Raw genomic sequence first — 19,874 nt, 5'->3', positions numbered from 1 at the left:
GCCTATTTCAACTGGCTGTCCTTCGATCCCCGCCGGTTGATCCCGCCCCGACCGCGATTTTTCGCATCGCGTTCGCTTGCACATTCCACGCAAAGTTTGACGCCAGGAAGGGCGGCGCGTCGGGCCTCGGGGATCTCTTCGCCACATTCCGCGCAATAGGCCAAGCTGTCGCCCACGGGGCCGCGCTGCGCCTTGAGGCGTGCCAGTTCGTCATTGATCGAGGCTTCGATCTGCTCGCTCACCGCGCCATCTTTTGCCCAGCCGCCTGCCATGTTGCACCTCCATTGCCATTTATAACCTAGGGCGCAGGGCGTGGCGCGTCAAAATCAGTAGGGAAACAGCATGGTTTCGGGTAGGCTTGCCCGATGACCGGACCCCTCGCTGATCCGCCTTTCATCGACCCGCAGGTCGCGCGCCGTTTTGCTGATTTCCCCGCCGAGTTGCGCGCCGGGTTGCTACAACTGCGTGCGATGATCTTCGCGGTGGCGGCGCGCCTACCCGAGGTCGGGCGGATCGAGGAGACGCTGAAATGGGGCCAGCCTGCCTATCTGACGCCCGAGACAAAAGCAGGCTCGACGTTGCGCTTGGGCGTGCCGAAAACAGGCGGTTTTGCGATCTACGCGCATTGCCAAAGCCGGATTATCCCGACATTTCGCGATCGCTTCCCGCAGGATTTCACCTATGAGGGCAATCGCGCGGTTCATTTTGAACCCGGCGCGGCACTGCCCGAAGACAAGCTTTCGTTGTTGATCGCACATGCGCTGCGTTATCATCTGCGCCAGCTTCGTGCGTTCTGACACGCGCCGCTTTTTATCGCCGCGCCGTCGCATTTCCCTCAGCCAAGCACGCGTTTAACCCCGATTGTGCCTGCAACCCCTGCGCGCTAAGGCTTGGCGCTGAGTTTGAAAGGATGCCCGCATGACCGCTGCTTATGTTCTGACCGTCGCCTGCCCCTCTACCCGCGGGATCGTGGCGGGGATCGCCAATGTGCTGGCCGATCAGGGCTGTAACATCACCGACTCGCATCAATATGACGACCCGAAGACGGGGCAGTTTTTCATGCGCGTCAGCTTCGTTTCGGAAAAGGGCGCAGGGGCCGATGCGATCCGCGCCGCGTTCACGCCGCTTGCCGAGAGTTTTGCGATGGATTGGGCGGTGCGCGACGCCGGTGACAAGATGAAAGTCATCTTGATGGTGTCTAATTTCGGCCATTGCCTGAACGATCTGCTCTATCGCTGGCGCATCGGCGCGCTGCCGATCGAGATCGTGGGCGTGGTCTCCAACCACCTGACCTATCAGAAAGTGGTGGTCAATCACGACATCCCCTTTCACCACATCAAGGTGACCAAGGAAAACAAGCCCGAGGCCGAGGCACGCCTGCTTTCGGTGGTTGAGGACTCCGGGGCCGAACTGGTCGTTTTGGCGCGCTATATGCAAATTCTGTCGGACGCGTTGTGTCAGAAAATGTCGGGGCGGATCATAAATATTCACCACTCGTTCCTGCCCTCTTTCAAGGGCGCGAATCCCTATAAACAAGCCTATGAGCGCGGCGTGAAACTGATCGGGGCGACGGCGCATTACGTCACCGCTGATCTGGATGAAGGCCCGATTATCGAGCAAGACACCGTGCGCATCACTCACGCGCAAAGCCCCGATGATTACGTCAGCCTTGGCCGCGATGTTGAGGCGCAAGTGCTGTCACGCGCCATTCACGCCCATATCCATCATCGCGTCTTTATCAATGATAACAAGACGGTGGTCTTTCCCGCGTCACCGGGATCTTATGCCAGTGAGCGCATGGGGTGAAAGGGCTGGCTTTGGCGGACATATTGAGCTTTCGCTGCAGAACGACGAAGGTCGGCTCTATAGTTTGATCCACCGAATACCTCAGACCACGCGCCTGAGTTTAGGTTTCTGGCTTTTTGTAGGTTTCAGCCCCAACTGATCAGCATTGTACTGTTCCATCGTAAGGTCGACATCCCATTTCTTGATTTCTTTTACGATGCGTTGTTCCTTTTTTTTCTTGCACGTTGCAATATGCCGCCGCACCTCACCGACCTTAAGGCACTCACGCGCGGCGGGCCCGTTCAGGGCCGCGTCAGGCGAGGCCGCAGCACCATAAATGGCGGTCAACTCTTGCCGCTCCGGACGCGCAAGCGCTTTTATCACCATTGGCCCAAGCAACAGCGATTCCGAAAGGCAACCATTGGCCGTAACGACCTCGTGCCGGTCACAGGCGAAATGAAACCATGTGATGGTTTGTTCCCCCTTCATGTGGCGAATTCCTTGCACCGCCGTCAGCGATTTCGCCGGGGCAAAGGCTTCCGTCTTGAACCAGCCATCCAACTGCCCATCGCCGCCGACAAGCATCCGGTGTTGCGGCGACACGATCAGGTCTTGCGTTGGCAGCCCTTTCCCTAACGCACCAGCGGCGATTAGTACGGGTTGTCCATCTATGTTAACCTCTTTCAGCGAGTGTTCGCCATTGCGGACCCAGCGGATCTGTTGTGGCCCATGATCCAGAGTGTTGACCAGATCGCCAATCTGAAGATCTTCCACTGCGCGCGGCCCATCCGGTGTGTCGATCAACGTGCCAGGTGCGTAGCAGGGTATCCCAGACGCCATCATCTGTTGCCCGGTCATCTGCGCAGGAGTTATGCCCTGAAGCGTTAGCGTCTCCCCCTTGGGGAAGGTAAGCACGGCGTTGCCTGAACCATCATCAGTGACGACCACATCCCAGATGTTGACCGGGTTTCCGTCCAGATCGCGAAGGTCAGAGACATCCAGTTGGTCGTTGGAATTTCCGTCATCGTCTGTGTCACTGATGTCGAAATCGGTAACTGTGTCGTTTGCTCCGTATTGTTCGAAGACGACAAGATCATCCCCGGTACCGGTTGTTATCGTATCGTTGCCAGCCCCACCGGAGATGGAGTCGTCCCCGCTTTGGCCCAGTATGAAATCGTCTCCGGCACCACCGTCAATTGTGTCATCGCCGGCTCCAGCATAAAGTTCGTCATCTCCGTCCTGACCCAATAGGGTGTCGTTGCCGGCGCCACCGTCGAGCGTGTCTGCGCCCGCACCACCGTCCAGGAAATCCGAGCCAGCCTCTCCGTCCAATTCATCATTACCCGCGCCGCCCAATATGGTGTCCGCGCCGTTGTCACCATAAATGCTGTCTGATCCGTCACCACCTGAAAGGAGGTCATCTCCATCGTTGCCGTCGAGACTGTCGTTGCCAAGACCACCCAGCAGGGTGTCATTGCCTGATCCACCGTCAAGACTGTCGTCTCCGCCGCGACCATCAACATTGATCTCGGTACTGTCCGCGTCACCATGAACAGCATCAGCTTGATCTGTCAGGATCAACTGCTCGATCTCAAAAAACGTGATCGTGTCGGTGCCGTCGGTGATGGTTCCCGCCTCGTCGCCGGTGTAGGTTACCGTTACCGGCCCCGTAATCTGGCTAAGGTCGAGCGTGTCGCTATCGACACCGCCGCCACCACCATAAACAGTATCATTACCTCCGCCGTCGCCGATGCTGATCACATCGCTGTCGCTGCCACCGTCGATGAAATCATTGCCCGATCCACCCGCGATGGTATCGTTGCCCGCATAGCCGTAAACGACGTCTGCGCCTTCTTGGCCGTAAAGTGCGTCATTGCCGCCTCCACCAGAGAGAACATCATTCCCCTCGCCACCGACCAGGGTATCATCCCCCGATCCACCCGAAAGAGAATCGTCCCCCATGCCGCCGTCCAGGCTGTCGTTTCCATCCTCCCCGCATAGCGTATCATCGCCATCACCACCGTCGAGAGTGTCGTTTCCCAGACCGCCGACCAAAATGTCGTCACCGGCGCCACCATGCAGGTCGTCATTCCCACTTTGGCCGGAAATGACATCGTCATCTCCGCCACCGGAAAGGGTATCATCGCCCGTGCCACCAGTGATCGTCGCCATTTCATTCTCCTCGACATTGGTAACTGAACGCTAGCGATCTGGAGTTATGGCGACGTTTAGATGAGTGATTTAGTTTCGCGAATATGGCTAAAATTTGAGGGTCTTCCGCGATGGGGTGTCAGTCTTCAAGACCCAAATGCGGACTTTAGCTGCATCGCGGAAAATCATTAAAGCGGCCTCAAACCCGCCGCTCGCTATGATGAAACCGACGATAGCCAAGGGCGAGTTCCGCCGATGTGCCCGTCCACCCCAAACTTAAAAAGGCGCCCCGCAGGGCGCCTTTTCGCATCCGTGAAACCTCAGATCATTCCATCGGCAGCGCCACGAAACGGGGTTCGCCGCCGCGTCGGATCAGGAGCAGGATGGATTTGCGGCCGGCATCCTTGGCCGCTGCAACCTGATCTTCGAAATCGCCCATCGAGGCGACCGGCTTTTGCCCGGCTTCGGTGATCAGATCGCCTGCGCGCAGGCCTTTTTCATAGGCGGTTGAACTCTCATCAATCGCCTTGATGATCAGGCCTGTGGCCTCTTTGGTCAGGCCCATTTCGCTGCGCAAAGCATCGGTCAGGGGCGTCAGGGTCAGGCCCAGCATGTCCTTCTCGACCTCTTGCGGGGCTTGCACGGCTTTCGGGGGCTGTTCGCCCTCGGCCAGCTCGCGCCGACCCAAGGTGACCAGCAGCGTTTCGGTCTTGCCATCGCGCAACACGGTGACGCGGACCTTTTCGCCCACAGGTGCGTCAGCCACACGTTTCACCAGATCGCGGGTGCTTTTGACCTCGCCGCCGTCAAACGACGTGATCACGTCGCCCGCCTCGATCCCGGCCTCTTTCGCGGGGCCATCGGGCACTTCAGAGACCATCGCGCCCTCGGGCTTGGCCAGTCCCATCGCCTCGGCCATATCCGGCGTCACGTCTTGGATTTTGACGCCAAGCCAGCCGCGCCGGGTCTCGCCGAATTCCTTGAGCTGTTCGGTCACTTTGGACACCACATTCGAGGTCATCGAAAAGCCGATCCCGATCGAGCCGCCATTGGGTGACAGGATCGCGGTGTTCACGCCCACGACCTCGCCTTGCATGTCAAACAGAGGCCCGCCCGAGTTGCCCCGGTTGATCGCGGCATCGGTTTGCAGATAGTCGTCATAGCTGCCCGACAATTCACGATTGCGCGCCGAGATGATGCCTGCGCTGGCGGAGAATCCCTGACCCAGCGGGTTGCCCATCGCCATTACCCAATCGCCCACGCGCACCTTGTCGCTATCGGCAAATTTGACGAAGGGCAGGGGCGTCTCCGATTTTACCTTGAGCAGCGCGATGTCGGTTTTGGGATCGGTTCCCACAAGTTCCGCGTCCAGACGCTTGCCCGAGAAGAACTCGATCTCGATCTCATCAGCGCCGTCGATGACGTGGTTATTCGTCACGATATAGCCGTCCTCGGAAATCACAAAGCCCGAGCCAAGCGCGTTGGATCGACGCGGGCGCGCCGGGCCTTTCTCGCCATTGGGTCCGGGCAGGCCGAAATCCTTGAACAAATCCTCAAACGGAGAGCCGGGCGGAAAATTCGGGCCGACATTCGTCGGGGCCGCGACGGTGGTCGAGGTGGTGATGTTGACGACCGAATTGCTGACCTGATCGACCAGATCGGCAAAGCTTTCGGGGGCGGCGCGCGCAAAAGCGGGCGTTGCTAGCGGTGCCACAGCCAAGGCGAGCGCCAACATTGCAGCACCCATCCCCCCACGCAGAGCCAATCTGGTCTCGGTGACGAATTTCATAAGCCTCTCCCTGTTGCGCAGCGCTCACAAAGCCCGCGCGATTTGCTCTCGGTTTCTTGAAATGTAGGGGCGCAGGGGCGTGAAGGGAAGTTTTCCTTTGCCGGAAATTGCACCAAAGCCTCAAAATCCGACGCCAAAGGCACGCAGCCCCCATAAGATCGCAACCCCAATTGCCAGTGCAATCAAGCCCATCGCGCGCCGACGTGCAGGCCCGAGGTCGCGCAGAAATTCTAGCGCCTCCTCGATACGCGAAGGGGCCAGCGCAAGCGCCAGCCCCTCGATTACCAGAACCAGTCCAACACCGGTTAAAAGCCAAGCCATTACTGGCCCGCAGCACCTTGTGCGACTGACGAGGCGGTTTGCTTGGGCACCTCCCCGATCGAGCGCAGGAAGTCGTCATAGTTGAAATACAGGCTTTCAGGCTGCGTTACCAAAGACGAGCTTTGCGATTTCATCGACTCTGAATAAAATTGCAGCGCGCGATTAAAGGCAAAGAAGCTTTGATCCTTGGAATAGGCATCGGCATAGACCTTGTTGGCCGTCGCATCTGCTTCACCTCGGATCACCTCGGCCTCTTTTTGGGCCTGAGAGGTCACCTCGACCACGGTGCGGTCGGCGGTGGCGCGTACGCGTTGTGCTGCCTCGGCGCCACGTGCACGCTCGTCTGCCGCCTCGCGTTCACGTTCCGCCCGCATCCGGGCATAGGTGGCCGACAGGTTCTGATCGGGCAGGTCGGTGCGCGTCAGACGCACGTCGATGACATCAACCCCCAGCGAGGCCGCCTCTTTGCGGGCCAAGTCGCGGATCTGGTTCATCAGCGGCGTGCGGTCTTTGGACAACACGGCCGTCGAGGGAACCGCACCGAGTACCTCACGAATTTTCGCGGTGAGCAGGCGATCTAGACGGTCGCGTGCGCCATCTTCACCACTGGTGCCCACAGCTTCGCGGAAGCGCACCAGATCGGTGATGCGCCAGCGCGCAAACGCATCCACCACAAGGCGACGATCATCAAGCGGTGTCACCTCAAGGGGTTGCGTCATCAGGCTGAGGATGCGGTCGTCATATTGCACGACCGAGTCGATCACCGGCCATTTAAAGCCAAGTCCCGGATCGGTTTTGACCTGTTTCACCTGTCCGAATTGCAGCACCAAGGCGCGGTGCTTTTCATCCACTACGAAGAAAGAGTTCAGCCCCAGTGCCACGAGGATCACCAGAACACCGAATGCAAAAGGTCCACGCATCAGTTGCTCCCCCCGGTATTGCTTGTCGTTTTGGCGGCGCTGGAGGCGGCTGCCCCCCCCGGACGCAGTTGATCAAGCGGCAGATAGGGCACGACGCCATTTCCATCCGACTTGGTGTCCACGACGATTTTGTTGAGCCCGGACAACACCCGGCCCATCGTTTCGTAATACATCCGGCGCTTGGTCACTTCGGGCGCTTTTTCGTATTCCGTGAGGATCGAGTTAAAGCGCGCGGCGTCACCCTCGGCGGCGTTCACGATCTTGGCGCGATAGCCTTCGGCCTCTTCCTTGAGTTGAGCCGCCTCACCGCGGGCTCCTGCCGTCACGGTATTGGCGTATTTATCGGCCTCTTTTTCCAGCCGATCACGTTCCTGTTGCGCGGCTTGAACCTCGCGGAAACTGTCGATCACCTCAGAGGGCGGATCGGCGCGGTTGAAGTTTACCCGCACAATGTTGATGCCCGCATCATAGCTGTCGAGCGTACCCTGAACGGCCGATTGCAGATCGGCGGCGATGACACCGCGGTCACGGTTCAGGACCGGCGCCAGTTGCGAACGCGCGATAATGTCACGCATCGCGGATTCCGACACGGCGCGGATCGTGCCCTGCGGATCTGCAAGGTTGAACAGGTATTTCGCCGGATCGTTGATGTTCCAGACCACCTGGAATTCCAGATCGACGATATTCTGATCGCCCGTAAGCATCAGACCGCTATCATTTGTGCCAGAGCGTCCCGAACCGATATCGACCGTCTGCTCGCGCGTGACGGGCACCTTCGTGTAGGTGACGACCGGCCACGGCGCAAAGTTCAGACCCGGACCCTTGGTCGCGATGTAGCGCCCAAACATCAGTTCGACCGAGCGGTTGCCTTGATTGACCTTATAAAACGAGGAGAACGCCCAAAAACCAGCCACCGCGATCACACCGACCAGAACGACAAGTTTGGTCGGGAAGGGGCCGCCAGCGCCGCCGCCGGAGGGACGATTGGGGTTGCCATTGCCTCCGCGCCCGCCCATCAGCACTTTAAGCTGTTCCGAGCCCTTGCGCATGAAGTCTTCGATTTCGGGAATTTGGCCGCCGCCCTCGCCGGGGCGTCGCTGTCCGGGCCGTTTGTTGTCTTGCGGGTCGTCGCGGTCATCATCGCCGCCACTGCCACCGCCGCCCCAGGGGCCTCCGTTGCTCATATGGTCCTCACCTTTCCGTTATCTCTTTGAACACTTGGGTATTCCGTTCGTGATTTCAATAATGGCGCACCGGGTTCCGCATGGTCACCAGTTCTTCGGCCATCGTTGGATGGACCGCGCAGGTCGCATCAAATTGCTCTTTGGTCGCGCCCATCTTCATCGCGATGGCGATCATCTGGATCATTTCCCCCGCATCGGGCGCGACAATATGACAGCCCAGAACCGCGCGTGTGTCACGACACACGATCAGCTTCATCAGCACGCGGTCATCGGCCCCGGCAAAGCCTGAGCGCATCGGTTTGAAGCTCGACACATAAACTTCGGCCTGACCGCGATCGGCAGCCTCTTCCTCGGTGATGCCGCAGGTGCCAAATTCGGGTTGGGTGAACACGGCCGAGGCCACCAGATCGTGATCCATATAGGTGGGTTTCGCACCAAAGATGGTATCTGCAAAGGCGTGCCCCTCGCGGATCGCAACCGGCGTCAGGTTGATGCGATTGGTCACATCGCCCACCGCATAGATCGAGGGGATATTGGTTTGCGACCATTGATCCACGTCAATCTCGCCGCGTTCGCCGACCTTCACGCCTGCATCTTCCAGACCCAGATTGCCGGTATTGGGCACGCGCCCCGTGGCATACAGCACCGCGTCGAAACGGTCCTGACGTTCATCGCCACAGGTCACAAGCAGTTCGTCGCCGTCTTTCTCGATTTTGGCGATCACGATATGGGTGTGAATGTCGATCCCGCCCGCAGCCATCTGATTGACGATTAAATCGCGCGCCTCGGTGTCAAAGCCGCGCAGCAGGGGCGAGCGGTTGAATTGTGTCACATTGACGCCCAAGCCGTTGAGGATGCAGGCGAATTCGCAGGCGATATAGCCCCCGCCCACGATCAGGATGCGTTTTGGCAAGGCCTCCATCTTGAAGATCTCATTGCTGGTCATCACCAGATCACTGCCGGGGAAGTCGGGCACAAAGGGCTGCCCGCCAGTCGCCACCAAAATATGCTTGGCCGAAATGGTGCTGCCATCAGCCAGCTTCACTTCATGAGCGCCAGCGACAGTCGCGCGTTGATCATAAACAGTCACGCCGGCATTGGACTGGCCTTTGCGATAGATCGCCTCAAGACGGTCTAGTTCGGCGTCGAGTTTCGTGCGAAACGCCATCCAGTCGAAGCTGCCGCATTGCGCATCCCAGCCATAGGCGCGCGCCTCGCTGACGGCGCCGGGCGCGGTCGAGGCGAAGACCATCAGCTTTTTGGGCACGCAGCCTCGGATCACGCAGGTGCCGCCCATCCGATACTCCTCGGCCAGCGCGACCTTGGCGCCGTATTCCGAGGCCGCGATCCGCGCCGCACGCACCCCGCCCGAGCCGCCACCGATGACAAAAAGGTCGTAATCAAATTGCATGGGTTCTCTTGCCTTGTCTTTGGTCTCGCGATGCGGATACGCGCTGCGCCGCAATGCCGTTTGGGAATCCGTCCGGGCCTATGTCGCGCGATTAATCCAGATCTGCGAAAATGTTGTCATCTTCCGTGAAGTCGAATGTTTCTGTGCTGATGCTGCCCTCGTTGATATCGCGGATCTCGACCTTGCCATCCGCGCCGCCGATGATCACCATATCGCAGATGTCGATGAACAGCCCGTTTTCCACGACGCCGGGAATCTGGTTGAGCACCAGCGCGAGTTGGCGCGAATTGCCGATCCGGTTGAGATGCAGATCGACGATGTAATTACCCTCATCGGTGACATAGGGTTGGCTGCCGTTCAGGCGCAGCGTGGTTTGACGCCCCAGCACATCCATCGATTCCAGCAACTCCTCGATCAGCGCGCGCGAGGTCTGCCAGCCAAAGGGGATCACCTCGACGGGTAGCGGGAAGCCGCCCAGATGGTTTACCTCTTTGGAAGCGTCGGTGATCACGACCATCTGATCGGACGCGGTCGCGACGATCTTTTCTTGCAACAACGCGCCGCCGCCGCCCTTGATCAAGTTCAATTCGGGGTCGAATTCATCGGCCCCGTCAATCGTGATATCGAGCCATTTCGCCTCGTCCAATGATACGACGTCGATGCCCACCTGACGCGCCAGATCGGCAGTGCGCGTTGAGGTCGGTACGCCTTGCAAACGCAGCCCCTCTTGGCGCACGCGTTCCCCCAGACAGCGCACCATCCAAGCGGCGGTTGATCCAGTTCCCATGCCTACGCGCATCCCGTCTTCGATCAGGTCAACGGCGCGGCGGGCGGCGGCGAATTTCGCCTTGTCGATAGGGGAGAGGTCGGCAGGCATCGGGGTCACTCCATCAAGCAGCATTTGCACCGCTTATAGGCAATCACGCAAAGCGGCGCGAGCGCGAATTACGCCGCAAAGGGCCAGAATTGATGCTTTAGGCTTGCAAAAACCGCGCTAAACCGCCGCGCCGCTTGGACAGACGGCGCGCATGGTCGGGGGGTAGGAACGCGCGGGCGGGCAAACTCGCGAGCGGGTTGGCCTGTGCGAGTGCGCGCACTTCGGCGACTTGCGAGGGGTCAATTCCGCGCATGGCTTGCGGGCCGGGCAGCAGGCTTTCGGCGCGTGCGCCTTCGGCAAAGACGATCTCGTGTCGCTCAAACAGCAGATGTAGCCACTCAACGCGTGGGCGCGGCGCGCGGGTGATGCCGGGCAGATCCAGCAGCGCCTTGGCGGGCAATAGCAGTTCGTGCCCGCGCAAGCCGCCCTGACGCGGGCGCAATACTATGCGATGCTGGGCCGAGACCTCAAGCGCGCGGTCATTGCCAAGCGCCCCTTGAGCAATGCGGATCGGCGCATTTTGAGCGCGCCCATGCACCCGCCAGCGCCCTGTCCAAATCAGCGCGCGATAGCCGTTATCGGCCGTTTGCACGCGCATTCCGGGGCGCAAATCCTCAACCGCGACGGGGCCTTGTTTCGTGGCGATCCGGGTGCCGCGCGCGAAACAAACCGCCATATTGGAATAGCTGACGCTGGGGGCGCAGTTCTCGATATCGACAATGTCATAGCTTTGCCCTGCGAGCAGAGGTGCCGAGGCCGCAAGCCCATGCACCTCGCCCTTCAGAGACACCACAAAAATCGTGATATTGTCAGCCGGATCGTCCGAGCCCGACGGGCGCACGATATAGCTGTAGGGCGTTGTGATCGGGCTTTCGACGTTCCATTCCATCTCGTCGAAAGCTGTGTCTTGCGCTAGGTATTGATAGGTTTCGTCGTCGCCCTCGAAACTCAAATCCTCATCCCTGATCAGGATCTTTTGCGTGGCGGCCTTAGGGGACAGCGTGAAGCTGGCATTGTCCACAGCCGCCTTAGTCGCGGATGTGTCGGAGGCAAACGGATCAGTGCCTGATATTCTCAGGTCCGAAAATTGCCATGCGTAGACGATCGCCATCTTACCACCAAAGTTGCCGCCCTGCACATTCGCTCAAACTGGTAAAAATCCCGTCAACCATGCCTGTTTTTCCGCAGCGAACGTCGCTTTGGGGCTGTTGCGACGCGGCCAAACCCGCCACTCTGAACGAACTGGCAAGCCGGGCAGGGGGGCGAATGTTTCTAAGCGTTTTTGATATGTTCAAGATCGGCGTCGGGCCGTCCTCCTCGCATACGATGGGGCCGATGGTGGCGGGGGCGCGGTTTCTGGACAGGCTGCGCGCCTCACCGTTTGCGGCGCATGGCGTGCGGGTGCGGCTGCACGGCTCGCTCGCCTTTACCGGTAAGGGCCATGCAACCGATCGCGCCAGCATCCTTGGCCTCGCAGGGTTCACCCCCGAAGACTACGACCGCGACGCCGCCGACACCGCGCTGGCGGCGAATGCGCGCGACAAGCGGCTGTGCCCGCCGGGCCTGTCGCCGCTGGCGTTTGACCCGGACAGTGATCTGATTTTCGATTACGGCCCGCCACTTCCCGGCCACGCAAATGGCATGGTGATTTCGGCGCTCGATGCGCAGGGCGATGTGCTGCTGCAAGAGGTCTATTATTCCATCGGTGGCGGGTTCGTGCGCAGTCAGGCCGAGCTAGACGCGGTCGATGATGCCGCGCGCGACGCGCCCTCGCCGGTGCCGTTTCCGTTTCGCACAGCCGAGGAAATGCTGGCGATGGCGCATGGTTCGGGGCTGAGCATCGCGCAGATGAAGCGGCGCAACGAGCTGCGATTTCGCGATGTAGCGGCACTGGATACGGGGCTGGCGAAAATCTGGGCGGCGATGCGCGATTGCATGGATCGTGGCCTAACCACGGATGGCGAATTACCCGGTGGCTTGCGCGTCAAGCGGCGTGCCAAGGCGATCCATGAAAGCCTGCGCGTCGATTGGGGCCGCAACCTTGCGCCGCCGCATCAGATCAACGACTGGATTTCCGCCTATGCGATGGCGGTGAATGAGGAAAACGCCGCCGGAGGCCAAGTGGTGACTGCGCCGACTAATGGTGCGGCGGGGGTGGTGCCTGCGGTGATCCGTTACTGGTTGGATCATGTGCCCTCGGCCAGCAGCGCCAAGATCCCCGATTTTCTACTGACGGCTGCGGCGGTGGGCGGTTTGATCAAGACCAATGCCTCGATTTCAGGCGCGGAATGTGGCTGTCAGGCCGAAGTCGGATCAGCCGCGGCAATGGCGGCGGCGGGAATGGCGGCGGTGCTGGGAGGGACGCCTGAGCAGATCGAAAACGCCGCCGAGATCGCGCTGGAGCATCATCTGGGCATGACCTGCGATCCGGTCAAAGGGCTGGTGCAGGTGCCCTGCATCGAGCGCAACGGCCTTGGCGCGATCAAGGCGATTTCGGCAGCCTCGCTGGCGCTGCGTGGGGATGGCACGCATTTCGTGCCCCTCGATGCCGCGATTGAAACGATGCGTCAAACCGGGCGCGACATGCACGAACACTACAAGGAAACGAGCCTTGGCGGTTTGGCGGTGAATGTGCCTAACTGTTGAAATTAGCGTTCGAGGATCAGCTTGCCGCGCGAAAACTCGACCTTCGCAAAGCGCGTGAGATAGGTCATGCCCAGCAGCGATGTGTCCATCTGTCCGCGATTGACCACTGCGCGCAGCTTTTGGTCATGGATCGGCCCCAGATCAAAGCTGTCGATGCGAATGGGGGCCGTTGCCACGATCCCGTTCGCGGTCGAGGCCTGCCCGATATAGGCCAGCCCGTTGGTGTCGATGCCCGCGCGCTCTGCGGCCCGTTGCGTCAACACGATCTGGCTCGCGCCAGTATCTACGACAAAGCGCGTTGGCGTGCCGTTGACCAGTGCTGTCAGGTAATAGTGGCCATCGGGGGCTTGGTTGACCTCAATCTTGCCATCGCTCATCACCGCTTGATCGGGAAGCACCACCTGTCGCTGGATGTCAGACCACAGCCCTGCCGCTGCTAATGTACCCAGAAAGATCAGCCCCCAGATCGCGGCTTGCTGCAAAGTGCGGCTGGGACGGCGGCGCACTTCGAGAAAGAAGTAACCGCCCACAGCCACCAAAAGCAGGCCCAGATAGACCAGTCGCCCCCAATTCTCGCTAATGATCGACTCTACCACGAAACCCTCGTTACCCAACTAAGCTGCACAAAGATGTAGGGCGGGCGGATTGGAATTCCCAGAGGGCGCTTTGCCTCATCTCGCCAGACCCATCAGCCCCGCGCCGTGCAACCCGTCCAGAATGAACTGCACCGCAAGGGCCGCGAGCAACATCCCCAGCAAGCGCGTGACCACCATCGTTCCGGTGCGCCCCAACGCGCGCTCAATCGGTGAGGCGAGTAGGAACATCGCCATCATGCAGGCCAGAACCCCATACATCACACCAATTATGGCCCCGACATGCAACCAGTCAGCGCCCGGCTTGCCCGCCAGCAGGATCATCGTGGCCAATGCGCCGGGGCCGGCAATCAGCGGCGTGGCGAGGGGGAAAACCGAAGGGTCGTGATCGGGTTCGACCTCGTGCTCCTCGCCCTGCTGCTCGCGCCGTTTCGTGCGCCGCTCAAACAGCATGTCCAGCGCGGTTAGAAACAGCAAAATACCCCCGCCAATGCGAAACGCGGGCATCGAGATACCGATTCCAGCCAAAATCTTGTCGCCGAAGATCCCGAATAAGGTAAGTAACCCACCCCCGATCAGCACTGCGCGGATTGCGACGCGCATCCGGGCCTTATGGCTTTCTCCCAAGGTGAGGGCCACAAAAACCGGAGTCAGACCGATTGGGTCGATGATGACGAAAAGGGTCACGAACGCGGTGATATATTCGGCGCCTATCACGATCCCTCCGGTGTTTTTTAGCGGTGGCGCAAGCCTAGCCGCTTGCCTCATCGCCCGCCAGCCCTTCCGCGGCGTCTTGTGCGGGGGGCGGGGGTAGGGCCGCGCGTATCTTGGCGGCAAGGCTGGCTGCGCCCACCGCAATGCGCGTATCCGTGGCGGTCTCGGCCAGTGTCAGCAGATGATCCAGCGCGGCCAGCTCCTCGCGCGTTAGCACCAGCGGCGGCAGGCCCATCGCGCGGCGCAGAATATAGCCCACCCCGCGCTCGCCCTCGACCGGAACGCCATAGGCGGAGATCTCGGCCATATCGCGCCAGATCGTGCGATCGGAAACCCCCAACCGCTGCGCAAGATCGCGGGCGCGGTGCATTTTACCGTCACGCAAGATCGCAATGATTTGTTGCAGCCGCTCGTCGCGGGTCATGGGAACTCTCCGAGAAATGCGAGTGATCGCGACCCTAGCGCCCCTAGGGGCAACTGACAATGAACTGTCAGTAATCTGCGTTTCCGCCCCGCTTAAAGGGCGAATCGCTCTAGGATTGGCGGGCTGTTGGTCATAAACCTTGACCTTGAAAAAATGGGCACAGGCGGCGGGCCTCTGCCAGAGGAGAAAAGAAAATGCTCAACAATATTGGCCTTCCCGGCCTTTTGCTGATCGCGGTTGTGGTGCTGGTGCTATTTGGCCGCGGTAAGATTTCGTCGCTGATGGGCGAAGTCGGCAAGGGGATCACCTCGTTCAAAAAAGGCGTCAAAGAGGGCACGGACGAGATCGAGAATGCTTCGATCGAAGACGAGACCGAGGCGCGCGACGTCACCCCGGCAAAAGAAAAAGACAAGGTCTGAGGCCTCAACGGCTATGCGCCGCGTGCGCGTTGCCATCTGTAGCCATGGCCGGAGGGTCTGATTTCGCATGTTCGATATCGGTTGGAGCGAGCTTCTCCTGATTGGCGTTGTGGCGCTGATCGTGGTGGGTCCAAAGGATCTGCCCAAGATGTTTCATCAACTTGGCCGCTTTACCGCCAAGGCCAAATCCATGGCCCGCGAGTTTTCGCGTGCGATGGAGGATGCAGCGAAGGATAGCGGTCTGGATGAGGCGGCAGGATCTGTGCGCGATCTTAAAAGCCTGACCTCGAAAAAGGCGCTGGGCTTGGACGCGCTGGAAAAGGCCGCCGATAGTTTCGAGAAATGGGACCCAAAGTCGCCTTCCAGAAAAACCGCGTCTACGCCGCTGCCCGACCCCGAGGCCGCCCCGCCCAAACCCGCGTCCGAGAGTGCGAAACCGGCGGTGAAAAAGCCTGCGGCCAAGAAAACGGCGAAAGCCCCGGCTGCGAAAAAGCCCCCAGTCACTAAAACGGCTGCAAAAAAACCAGCGGCGAAAGCCGCAACCCCCAAGAAAACCGCCGCCAAAGCGGCCAGCAAAACGGCAGCGGCAAAAACCCCGGCCAGCCCGCGCAAGACCGCCTCGGCCAAGCCCGCGCCCAAGAAAGATGACGCATGAGCGACACAGATGACATGGAGGAAAGCGCCGCCCCGCTGATCGAGCATCTGGCGGAATTACGCACCCGGATCCTCTATTCGCTGGCGGCTTTCGTGGCGGCGATGGTGGTGTGCTACACGGTTTGGAACCCGATTTTCAACTTCCTCACCAAGCCGGTCTGTTACGCGCTCGAAGATCGCGGCCAGCAATGCGGGTTGTATCTGATCAAGCTGCAAGAAGGCTTTTTCGTCGCAATCAACATCTCATTCTTGGGCGGCTTTGCGCTGGCGTTCCCGATCATCGCCTATCAGATGTGGCGGTTTGTGGCGCCCGGTCTTTATAAAAATGAAAAGAACGCGTTTCTGCCCTTCCTCGTTGCCTCGCCGATCATGTTTTTCCTTGGCGCAGCGTTTGCCTATTATGTGATCCTGCCGCTGGCCTTTAACTTCTTCCTTGGCTTCCAACAAGGCGAGATCGGCGCGCATCAAGGCGCAAATGAGATGGCGGCGATCGGCTTTCAGGGCTCGGTGCAGGAATACCTTTCGCTGACGATCAAATTCGTCATGGCGTTCGGGATCTGCTTCCAGCTTCCGGTGCTGCTGTCTCTGATGGGCAAGGCAGGGCTAGTGTCGGCGGCGGGTCTTGGCAATATGCGCAAATATGCGGTGGTCGCGATCCTTATCGTGGCCGCGATTGCGACGCCGCCAGATGTGATTTCTCAGGTGATTTTGTTCACTGTGGTTTACGGGCTGTATGAAATCTCGATTCAACTGGTGAAGCGGATCGAAAAGACCCGCGAGGCCCGGATGCGTGCCGAAGGCACTTGGATTGATCCCGACGAGTGGGATGAGGATGAAGACGAAGAGGACCATTCATGAGCGCTGACGCCCTCGCGCGCATCGCAGAGGCGCTAGAGCGTCTCGCCCCTGCGCCGCAAGCCGCGCCCGATCTGAACGCGGCGGATGCGTTTATCTGGCACACCGCGCCCGATCGGCTGGAACCTGTCGCGCAGGTGTCGCGCGTTGATCTGGCGCTGTTGCACGGCATTAATCGCTCGCGCGACACGCTGCTGACCAACACGCTGCAATTCGCGCGCGGCGGGGCGGCGAACAATGCGCTATTGTGGGGCGCGCGCGGGATGGGAAAATCCTCGCTGGTCAAGGCGGCCCATGCGGCGGCTGTGGCCGAGGGGCTGCCGCTCAAGCTGGTGGAACTGGCGCGCGAAGATCTGCCCTCGGTGGGACGGCTGTTGACGCATCTACGCGCCGCGCCCGACCTGCGGTTCGTGCTGTTTTGCGACGATCTCAGCTTTAGCCATGATGATCAGCATTACAAATCGCTCAAGGCGGTGCTGGATGGCGGGATCGAGGGACGGCCCGACAACGTGATCCTTTATGCCACCTCGAATCGGCGTCACCTGATGCCGCGCGACATGATCGAGAACGAACGCTCTACCGCGATCAGCCCGTCCGAGGCGGTCGAGGAAAAGGTTTCGCTGTCAGACCGCTTCGGGCTGTGGCTGGGCTTCCACCCGTGTAGCCAAGACGAATACCTCGCGATGATCGCAGGCTATTGTACCGCTTACGGCGTGCAAACCGACCCCGACCAGCTGCGCGCCGACGCGATTGAGTGGCAAGCCACACGCGGCTCGCGCTCGGGGCGGGTGGCGTGGCAGTTCTTCACCGACCTCGCCGGACGCCAAGGCGTCGCGATCTGATGGGGCCGGGTAGGGGGCGCTGCCCCCTCTGGCTTTGCCATTCACCCCCGGGATAATTTTTGCCAAGAAGAAATGCATAGTATTCTTTGCTTCTTGGTCCAGATGCCTCGGGAGCCTCGTGCAACAAGACCGGTGCAGCCCCTCTTGCGGCGGCTTGCGCAGAGGAATAGCCTTTCGCCAAAGCGGTTTACATCGCGCCCTCAAAGCCCTCGGAGCGTTCATGAAAATAGGCATCCTTCAAACCGGACAATCTCCCGATGTGCTGCGGGCTCAGGCGGGGGATTATCCCGACATGTTCGAAAGCCTTCTGGCCGGGCGCGGGTTGGAGTTCGTGCGCTACGATGTCGAGAATATGGAACTGCCCAAAGATGTGCATGAGTGCGAAGGCTGGTTGATTACCGGCTCTCGCCACGGTGCCTATGAGGATCACCCGTTCATCGCGCCACTTGAGCAGTTTATCCGCGACACGGTTGCTGCAGATGTGCCGCTGGTGGGGATTTGTTTTGGCCATCAGATCATCGCGCAGGCGCTCGGCGGTCGGGTTGAGAAATACCAGCAGGGTTGGGCCGTAGGGCCGCAGGATTATGATTTTGAGGGTGAGACGATCACGCTTAACGCGTGGCATCAGGATCAGGTGACGGAAATTCCACCTTCGGCCAAGCCCATAGCGCAGAACGATTTTTGCCGCTATCCTGCGCTGATCTACGGGGATCGTGCGTTTTCGGTGCAGGCCCATCCAGAGTTTCGCGACGCTTTCGTTGACGGGCTGATGGCAACGCGCGGACAAGGCGTGGTGCCCGAGCCTCTGATGCAGGCGGCGCGGGCGCGGCTGGGGCAGCCTAACGGATCGCAACGCATCGCCGACATGATCGCGGATTTTTTCTTGCAAGACAGGGCGCAGGCGCGCCCGGAAAGCTGACAGATGAGCCAGACATCGGATTGGACCGACAAGATCCCGCAAGCGGCGCGCGACTATATGAAAGGGCGCCGCCTCGATGAGGTCGAATGCATCGTGGCCGATATCGCAGGGGTGGCGCGCGGCAAAGCTATGCCGGCCTCGAAGTTCCAGTTTCAGGACCGGTTTTTCCTGCCAAACTCGATCTTTTTGCAAACGATCACGGGTGAGTGGACCGACAATCCCAGCGGCGCGTTTACCGAGCCGGACATGATCCTGACGCCTGATTTTTCTACCGCTACGGCCGCGCCTTGGACAGCGGACTGGACCTTGCAGATCATCCACGACGTCGAGGATCAAGAGGGCAACCCGGTGCCGATCGCGCCGCGCAATGTGCTCAAACGTGTGCTCGCACTTTATGAGGCCGAGGGCTGGAAGCCGATCATCGCGCCCGAAATGGAATTCTTCCTTGTGGCGCGTAATATCGACCCCAACCAGCCGATCATCCCGCCGATGGGGCGCTCGGGGCGGCGCGCGGCGGCAAAGCAGGCCTATTCGATGAGTGCGATCGATGAATATGGCAAGGTGATCGACGACATCTACGATTTCGCGGAAATGCAGGGCTTTGAGATCGACGGCATCTTGCAAGAGGGCGGCGCAGGCCAGATCGAGATCAACCTCGCGCATGGCGACCCGGTGCATCTCGCCGATCAGATTTTCTACTTCAAGCGGCTGATCCGCGAGGCTGCGTTGCGCCATGATTGTTTTGCGACCTTCATGGCCAAGCCGATTGAGGGCGAGCCGGGCTCGGCGATGCATATCCACCAGTCGGTGATCGACATCAAAACGGGCGAGAATATCTTCTCCAACCCCGATGGCAGCGAAACCGAGGCGTTCATGCATTGCATCGCGGGGCTGCAAAGCCACCTTCCAGCAGTGATTGCGCTACTCGCGCCCTATGTGAACAGCTATCGCCGCTACGTCCCCGACTTTGCCGCGCCGATCAATCTGGAATGGGGGCGTGACAACCGCACCACCGGCTTAAGGGTGCCGATCTCGGGGCCGGCTGCGCGTCGCATCGAGAACCGCTTGGCGGGGATGGATTGCAACCCTTATCTGGGGCTCGCGGCGTCCTTGGCGTGCGCTTATCTGGGGCTGAAAGAGCGCAAACTGCCCAAGCCGGAATGTCTGGGCGATGCCTATATGTCGGCCGAAGATGTGCCGGTGACCTTGGGCGACGCGCTGGATCTGATGAGCGGAAGTGACCCTGTGCGTGGCGTTCTTGGCGAGGAATTCTGCGATGTGTATGAGGCGGTAAAACGCAATGAATACAAAGAGTTCCTGCAAGTTATCAGCCCGTGGGAGCGTGAGCACTTGTTGCTGAACGTGTGATC

The 19,874-nt window shown here is 60.0% G+C and carries 21 protein-coding genes; 9 read left to right on the top strand and 12 right to left on the bottom strand.

Annotated elements, in window-relative coordinates:
* Positions 1-2: 2 nt before the first annotated feature.
* Positions 3-272: a DksA/TraR family C4-type zinc finger protein gene (locus ACN0SD_RS14215; RefSeq protein WP_417808890.1), complete on the bottom strand. Its 270-nt coding sequence runs from the start codon at positions 270-272 to the stop codon at positions 3-5.
* 93 nt (positions 273-365) lie between these two features.
* On the opposite strand from ACN0SD_RS14215, the gene ACN0SD_RS14210 reads away from it, so the two are divergent.
* Positions 366-797: a DUF1801 domain-containing protein gene (locus tag ACN0SD_RS14210; protein WP_417808889.1), complete on the top strand. Its 432-nt coding sequence runs from the start codon at positions 366-368 to the stop codon at positions 795-797.
* 121 nt (positions 798-918) lie between these two features.
* Positions 919-1,806, top strand: a complete 888-nt coding sequence (gene purU, locus ACN0SD_RS14205; protein WP_417808888.1) for a formyltetrahydrofolate deformylase — start codon at positions 919-921, stop codon at positions 1,804-1,806.
* Between the two features lie 81 nt (positions 1,807-1,887).
* On the opposite strand, the gene ACN0SD_RS14200 is transcribed toward purU, so the two are convergent.
* The 8 genes from ACN0SD_RS14200 to ACN0SD_RS14165 form a co-directional block, all read right to left on the bottom strand.
* Positions 1,888-3,957: a Hint domain-containing protein gene (locus ACN0SD_RS14200; RefSeq protein WP_417808887.1), complete on the bottom strand. Its 2,070-nt coding sequence runs from the start codon at positions 3,955-3,957 to the stop codon at positions 1,888-1,890.
* Between the two features lie 304 nt (positions 3,958-4,261).
* Positions 4,262-5,725: a DegQ family serine endoprotease gene (locus tag ACN0SD_RS14195; protein ID WP_417808886.1), complete on the bottom strand. Its 1,464-nt coding sequence runs from the start codon at positions 5,723-5,725 to the stop codon at positions 4,262-4,264.
* Positions 5,726-5,845: 120 nt separating this feature from the next.
* Positions 5,846-6,046, bottom strand: coding sequence for a DUF2065 domain-containing protein (locus tag ACN0SD_RS14190; protein ID WP_417808885.1), 201 nt, complete (start codon positions 6,044-6,046; stop codon positions 5,846-5,848).
* A complete protein-coding gene (gene hflC, locus ACN0SD_RS14185; protein WP_417808910.1) occupies positions 6,046-6,969 on the bottom strand; it encodes a protease modulator HflC in 924 nt (307 codons plus the stop codon). The genes ACN0SD_RS14190 and hflC overlap by 1 nt, the downstream gene beginning before the upstream one ends.
* A complete protein-coding gene (gene hflK, locus ACN0SD_RS14180) occupies positions 6,966-8,150 on the bottom strand; it encodes an FtsH protease activity modulator HflK (RefSeq protein ID WP_417808884.1) in 1,185 nt (394 codons plus the stop codon). The genes hflC and hflK overlap by 4 nt, the downstream gene beginning before the upstream one ends.
* 55 nt (positions 8,151-8,205) lie before the next feature.
* Positions 8,206-9,561 carry a glutathione-disulfide reductase gene (gorA, locus tag ACN0SD_RS14175; RefSeq protein WP_417808883.1) on the bottom strand — a complete coding sequence of 452 codons (1,356 nt, stop codon included), beginning with the start codon at positions 9,559-9,561 and terminating at the stop codon, positions 8,206-8,208.
* A 91-nt stretch (positions 9,562-9,652) separates the two neighbouring features.
* Complete coding sequence (gene rpiA / locus ACN0SD_RS14170) at positions 9,653-10,438, bottom strand: ribose-5-phosphate isomerase RpiA (RefSeq protein WP_417808909.1); 786 nt, start codon at positions 10,436-10,438, stop codon at positions 9,653-9,655.
* Positions 10,439-10,535: 97 nt separating this feature from the next.
* Positions 10,536-11,549 carry a Hint domain-containing protein gene (locus ACN0SD_RS14165; RefSeq protein ID WP_417808882.1) on the bottom strand — a complete coding sequence of 338 codons (1,014 nt, stop codon included), beginning with the start codon at positions 11,547-11,549 and terminating at the stop codon, positions 10,536-10,538.
* A 155-nt stretch (positions 11,550-11,704) separates the two neighbouring features.
* On the opposite strand from ACN0SD_RS14165, the gene ACN0SD_RS14160 reads away from it, so the two are divergent.
* Positions 11,705-13,084: an L-serine ammonia-lyase gene (locus ACN0SD_RS14160; protein WP_417808881.1), complete on the top strand. Its 1,380-nt coding sequence runs from the start codon at positions 11,705-11,707 to the stop codon at positions 13,082-13,084.
* A gap of 2 nt (positions 13,085-13,086) precedes the next feature.
* On the opposite strand, the gene ACN0SD_RS14155 is transcribed toward ACN0SD_RS14160, so the two are convergent.
* From ACN0SD_RS14155 to ACN0SD_RS14145, 3 genes are all read right to left on the bottom strand, one after another.
* Positions 13,087-13,680: a retropepsin-like aspartic protease family protein gene (locus ACN0SD_RS14155; protein ID WP_417808880.1), complete on the bottom strand. Its 594-nt coding sequence runs from the start codon at positions 13,678-13,680 to the stop codon at positions 13,087-13,089.
* 75 nt (positions 13,681-13,755) lie between these two features.
* Positions 13,756-14,394, bottom strand: a complete 639-nt coding sequence (locus tag ACN0SD_RS14150; RefSeq protein ID WP_417808879.1) for a MarC family protein — start codon at positions 14,392-14,394, stop codon at positions 13,756-13,758.
* Positions 14,395-14,428: 34 nt separating this feature from the next.
* On the bottom strand, positions 14,429-14,815 hold the full coding sequence (locus ACN0SD_RS14145) for a helix-turn-helix transcriptional regulator (RefSeq protein WP_417808878.1): 387 nt from the start codon (positions 14,813-14,815) through the stop codon (positions 14,429-14,431).
* A 194-nt stretch (positions 14,816-15,009) separates the two neighbouring features.
* Between ACN0SD_RS14145 and tatA the strand changes: the two genes are divergently transcribed.
* From tatA to ACN0SD_RS14115, 6 genes are all read left to right on the top strand, one after another.
* Positions 15,010-15,234, top strand: a complete 225-nt coding sequence (gene tatA, locus ACN0SD_RS14140; protein ID WP_417808877.1) for a twin-arginine translocase TatA/TatE family subunit — start codon at positions 15,010-15,012, stop codon at positions 15,232-15,234.
* A 67-nt stretch (positions 15,235-15,301) separates the two neighbouring features.
* Positions 15,302-15,889, top strand: a complete 588-nt coding sequence (gene tatB, locus ACN0SD_RS14135; RefSeq protein ID WP_417808876.1) for a Sec-independent protein translocase protein TatB — start codon at positions 15,302-15,304, stop codon at positions 15,887-15,889.
* Positions 15,886-16,746 (top strand): twin-arginine translocase subunit TatC, encoded by an 861-nt coding sequence (tatC, locus tag ACN0SD_RS14130; RefSeq protein ID WP_417808875.1) that lies wholly within the window; start codon positions 15,886-15,888, stop codon positions 16,744-16,746. Before tatB ends, tatC begins: the two co-directional genes overlap by 4 nt.
* A complete protein-coding gene (locus tag ACN0SD_RS14125) occupies positions 16,743-17,585 on the top strand; it encodes an ATP-binding protein (protein ID WP_417808874.1) in 843 nt (280 codons plus the stop codon). The genes tatC and ACN0SD_RS14125 overlap by 4 nt, the downstream gene beginning before the upstream one ends.
* Before the next feature lie 220 nt (positions 17,586-17,805).
* Complete coding sequence (locus tag ACN0SD_RS14120) at positions 17,806-18,504, top strand: type 1 glutamine amidotransferase (protein WP_417808873.1); 699 nt, start codon at positions 17,806-17,808, stop codon at positions 18,502-18,504.
* A gap of 3 nt (positions 18,505-18,507) precedes the next feature.
* Positions 18,508-19,872 (top strand): glutamine synthetase family protein, encoded by a 1,365-nt coding sequence (locus ACN0SD_RS14115; RefSeq protein WP_417808872.1) that lies wholly within the window; start codon positions 18,508-18,510, stop codon positions 19,870-19,872.
* The last annotated feature ends 2 nt before the right edge of the window (positions 19,873-19,874 follow it).

The organism is Thioclava sp. (assembly GCF_048263065.1).
Taxonomy (GTDB): Bacteria; Pseudomonadota; Alphaproteobacteria; order Rhodobacterales; family Rhodobacteraceae; genus Thioclava.
The sequence above is the reverse complement of the archived record's forward strand: the minus strand, read 5'-3'. Positions and strand labels throughout refer to the sequence as shown.

Coding starts and splice junctions, on each gene's coding strand:
- tatC (WP_417808875.1), top strand. CDS start 15,886: ATGAGCGACACAGATGACATGGAGGAAAGCGCCGCCCCGCTGATCGAG.
- gorA (WP_417808883.1), bottom strand. CDS start 9,561: ATGCAATTTGATTACGACCTTTTTGTCATCGGTGGCGGCTCGGGCGGG.
- tatA (WP_417808877.1), top strand. CDS start 15,010: ATGCTCAACAATATTGGCCTTCCCGGCCTTTTGCTGATCGCGGTTGTG.
- ACN0SD_RS14190 (WP_417808885.1), bottom strand. CDS start 6,046: ATGGCTTGGCTTTTAACCGGTGTTGGACTGGTTCTGGTAATCGAGGGG.
- ACN0SD_RS14200 (WP_417808887.1), bottom strand. CDS start 3,957: ATGGCGACGATCACTGGTGGCACGGGCGATGATACCCTTTCCGGTGGC.
- ACN0SD_RS14195 (WP_417808886.1), bottom strand. CDS start 5,725: ATGAAATTCGTCACCGAGACCAGATTGGCTCTGCGTGGGGGGATGGGT.
- tatB (WP_417808876.1), top strand. CDS start 15,302: ATGTTCGATATCGGTTGGAGCGAGCTTCTCCTGATTGGCGTTGTGGCG.
- ACN0SD_RS14160 (WP_417808881.1), top strand. CDS start 11,705: ATGTTTCTAAGCGTTTTTGATATGTTCAAGATCGGCGTCGGGCCGTCC.
- rpiA (WP_417808909.1), bottom strand. CDS start 10,438: ATGCCTGCCGACCTCTCCCCTATCGACAAGGCGAAATTCGCCGCCGCC.
- ACN0SD_RS14165 (WP_417808882.1), bottom strand. CDS start 11,549: ATGGCGATCGTCTACGCATGGCAATTTTCGGACCTGAGAATATCAGGC.
- ACN0SD_RS14145 (WP_417808878.1), bottom strand. CDS start 14,815: ATGACCCGCGACGAGCGGCTGCAACAAATCATTGCGATCTTGCGTGAC.
- hflK (WP_417808884.1), bottom strand. CDS start 8,150: ATGAGCAACGGAGGCCCCTGGGGCGGCGGTGGCAGTGGCGGCGATGAT.
- purU (WP_417808888.1), top strand. CDS start 919: ATGACCGCTGCTTATGTTCTGACCGTCGCCTGCCCCTCTACCCGCGGG.
- ACN0SD_RS14125 (WP_417808874.1), top strand. CDS start 16,743: ATGAGCGCTGACGCCCTCGCGCGCATCGCAGAGGCGCTAGAGCGTCTC.
- ACN0SD_RS14115 (WP_417808872.1), top strand. CDS start 18,508: ATGAGCCAGACATCGGATTGGACCGACAAGATCCCGCAAGCGGCGCGC.
- ACN0SD_RS14210 (WP_417808889.1), top strand. CDS start 366: ATGACCGGACCCCTCGCTGATCCGCCTTTCATCGACCCGCAGGTCGCG.
- ACN0SD_RS14215 (WP_417808890.1), bottom strand. CDS start 272: ATGGCAGGCGGCTGGGCAAAAGATGGCGCGGTGAGCGAGCAGATCGAA.
- ACN0SD_RS14120 (WP_417808873.1), top strand. CDS start 17,806: ATGAAAATAGGCATCCTTCAAACCGGACAATCTCCCGATGTGCTGCGG.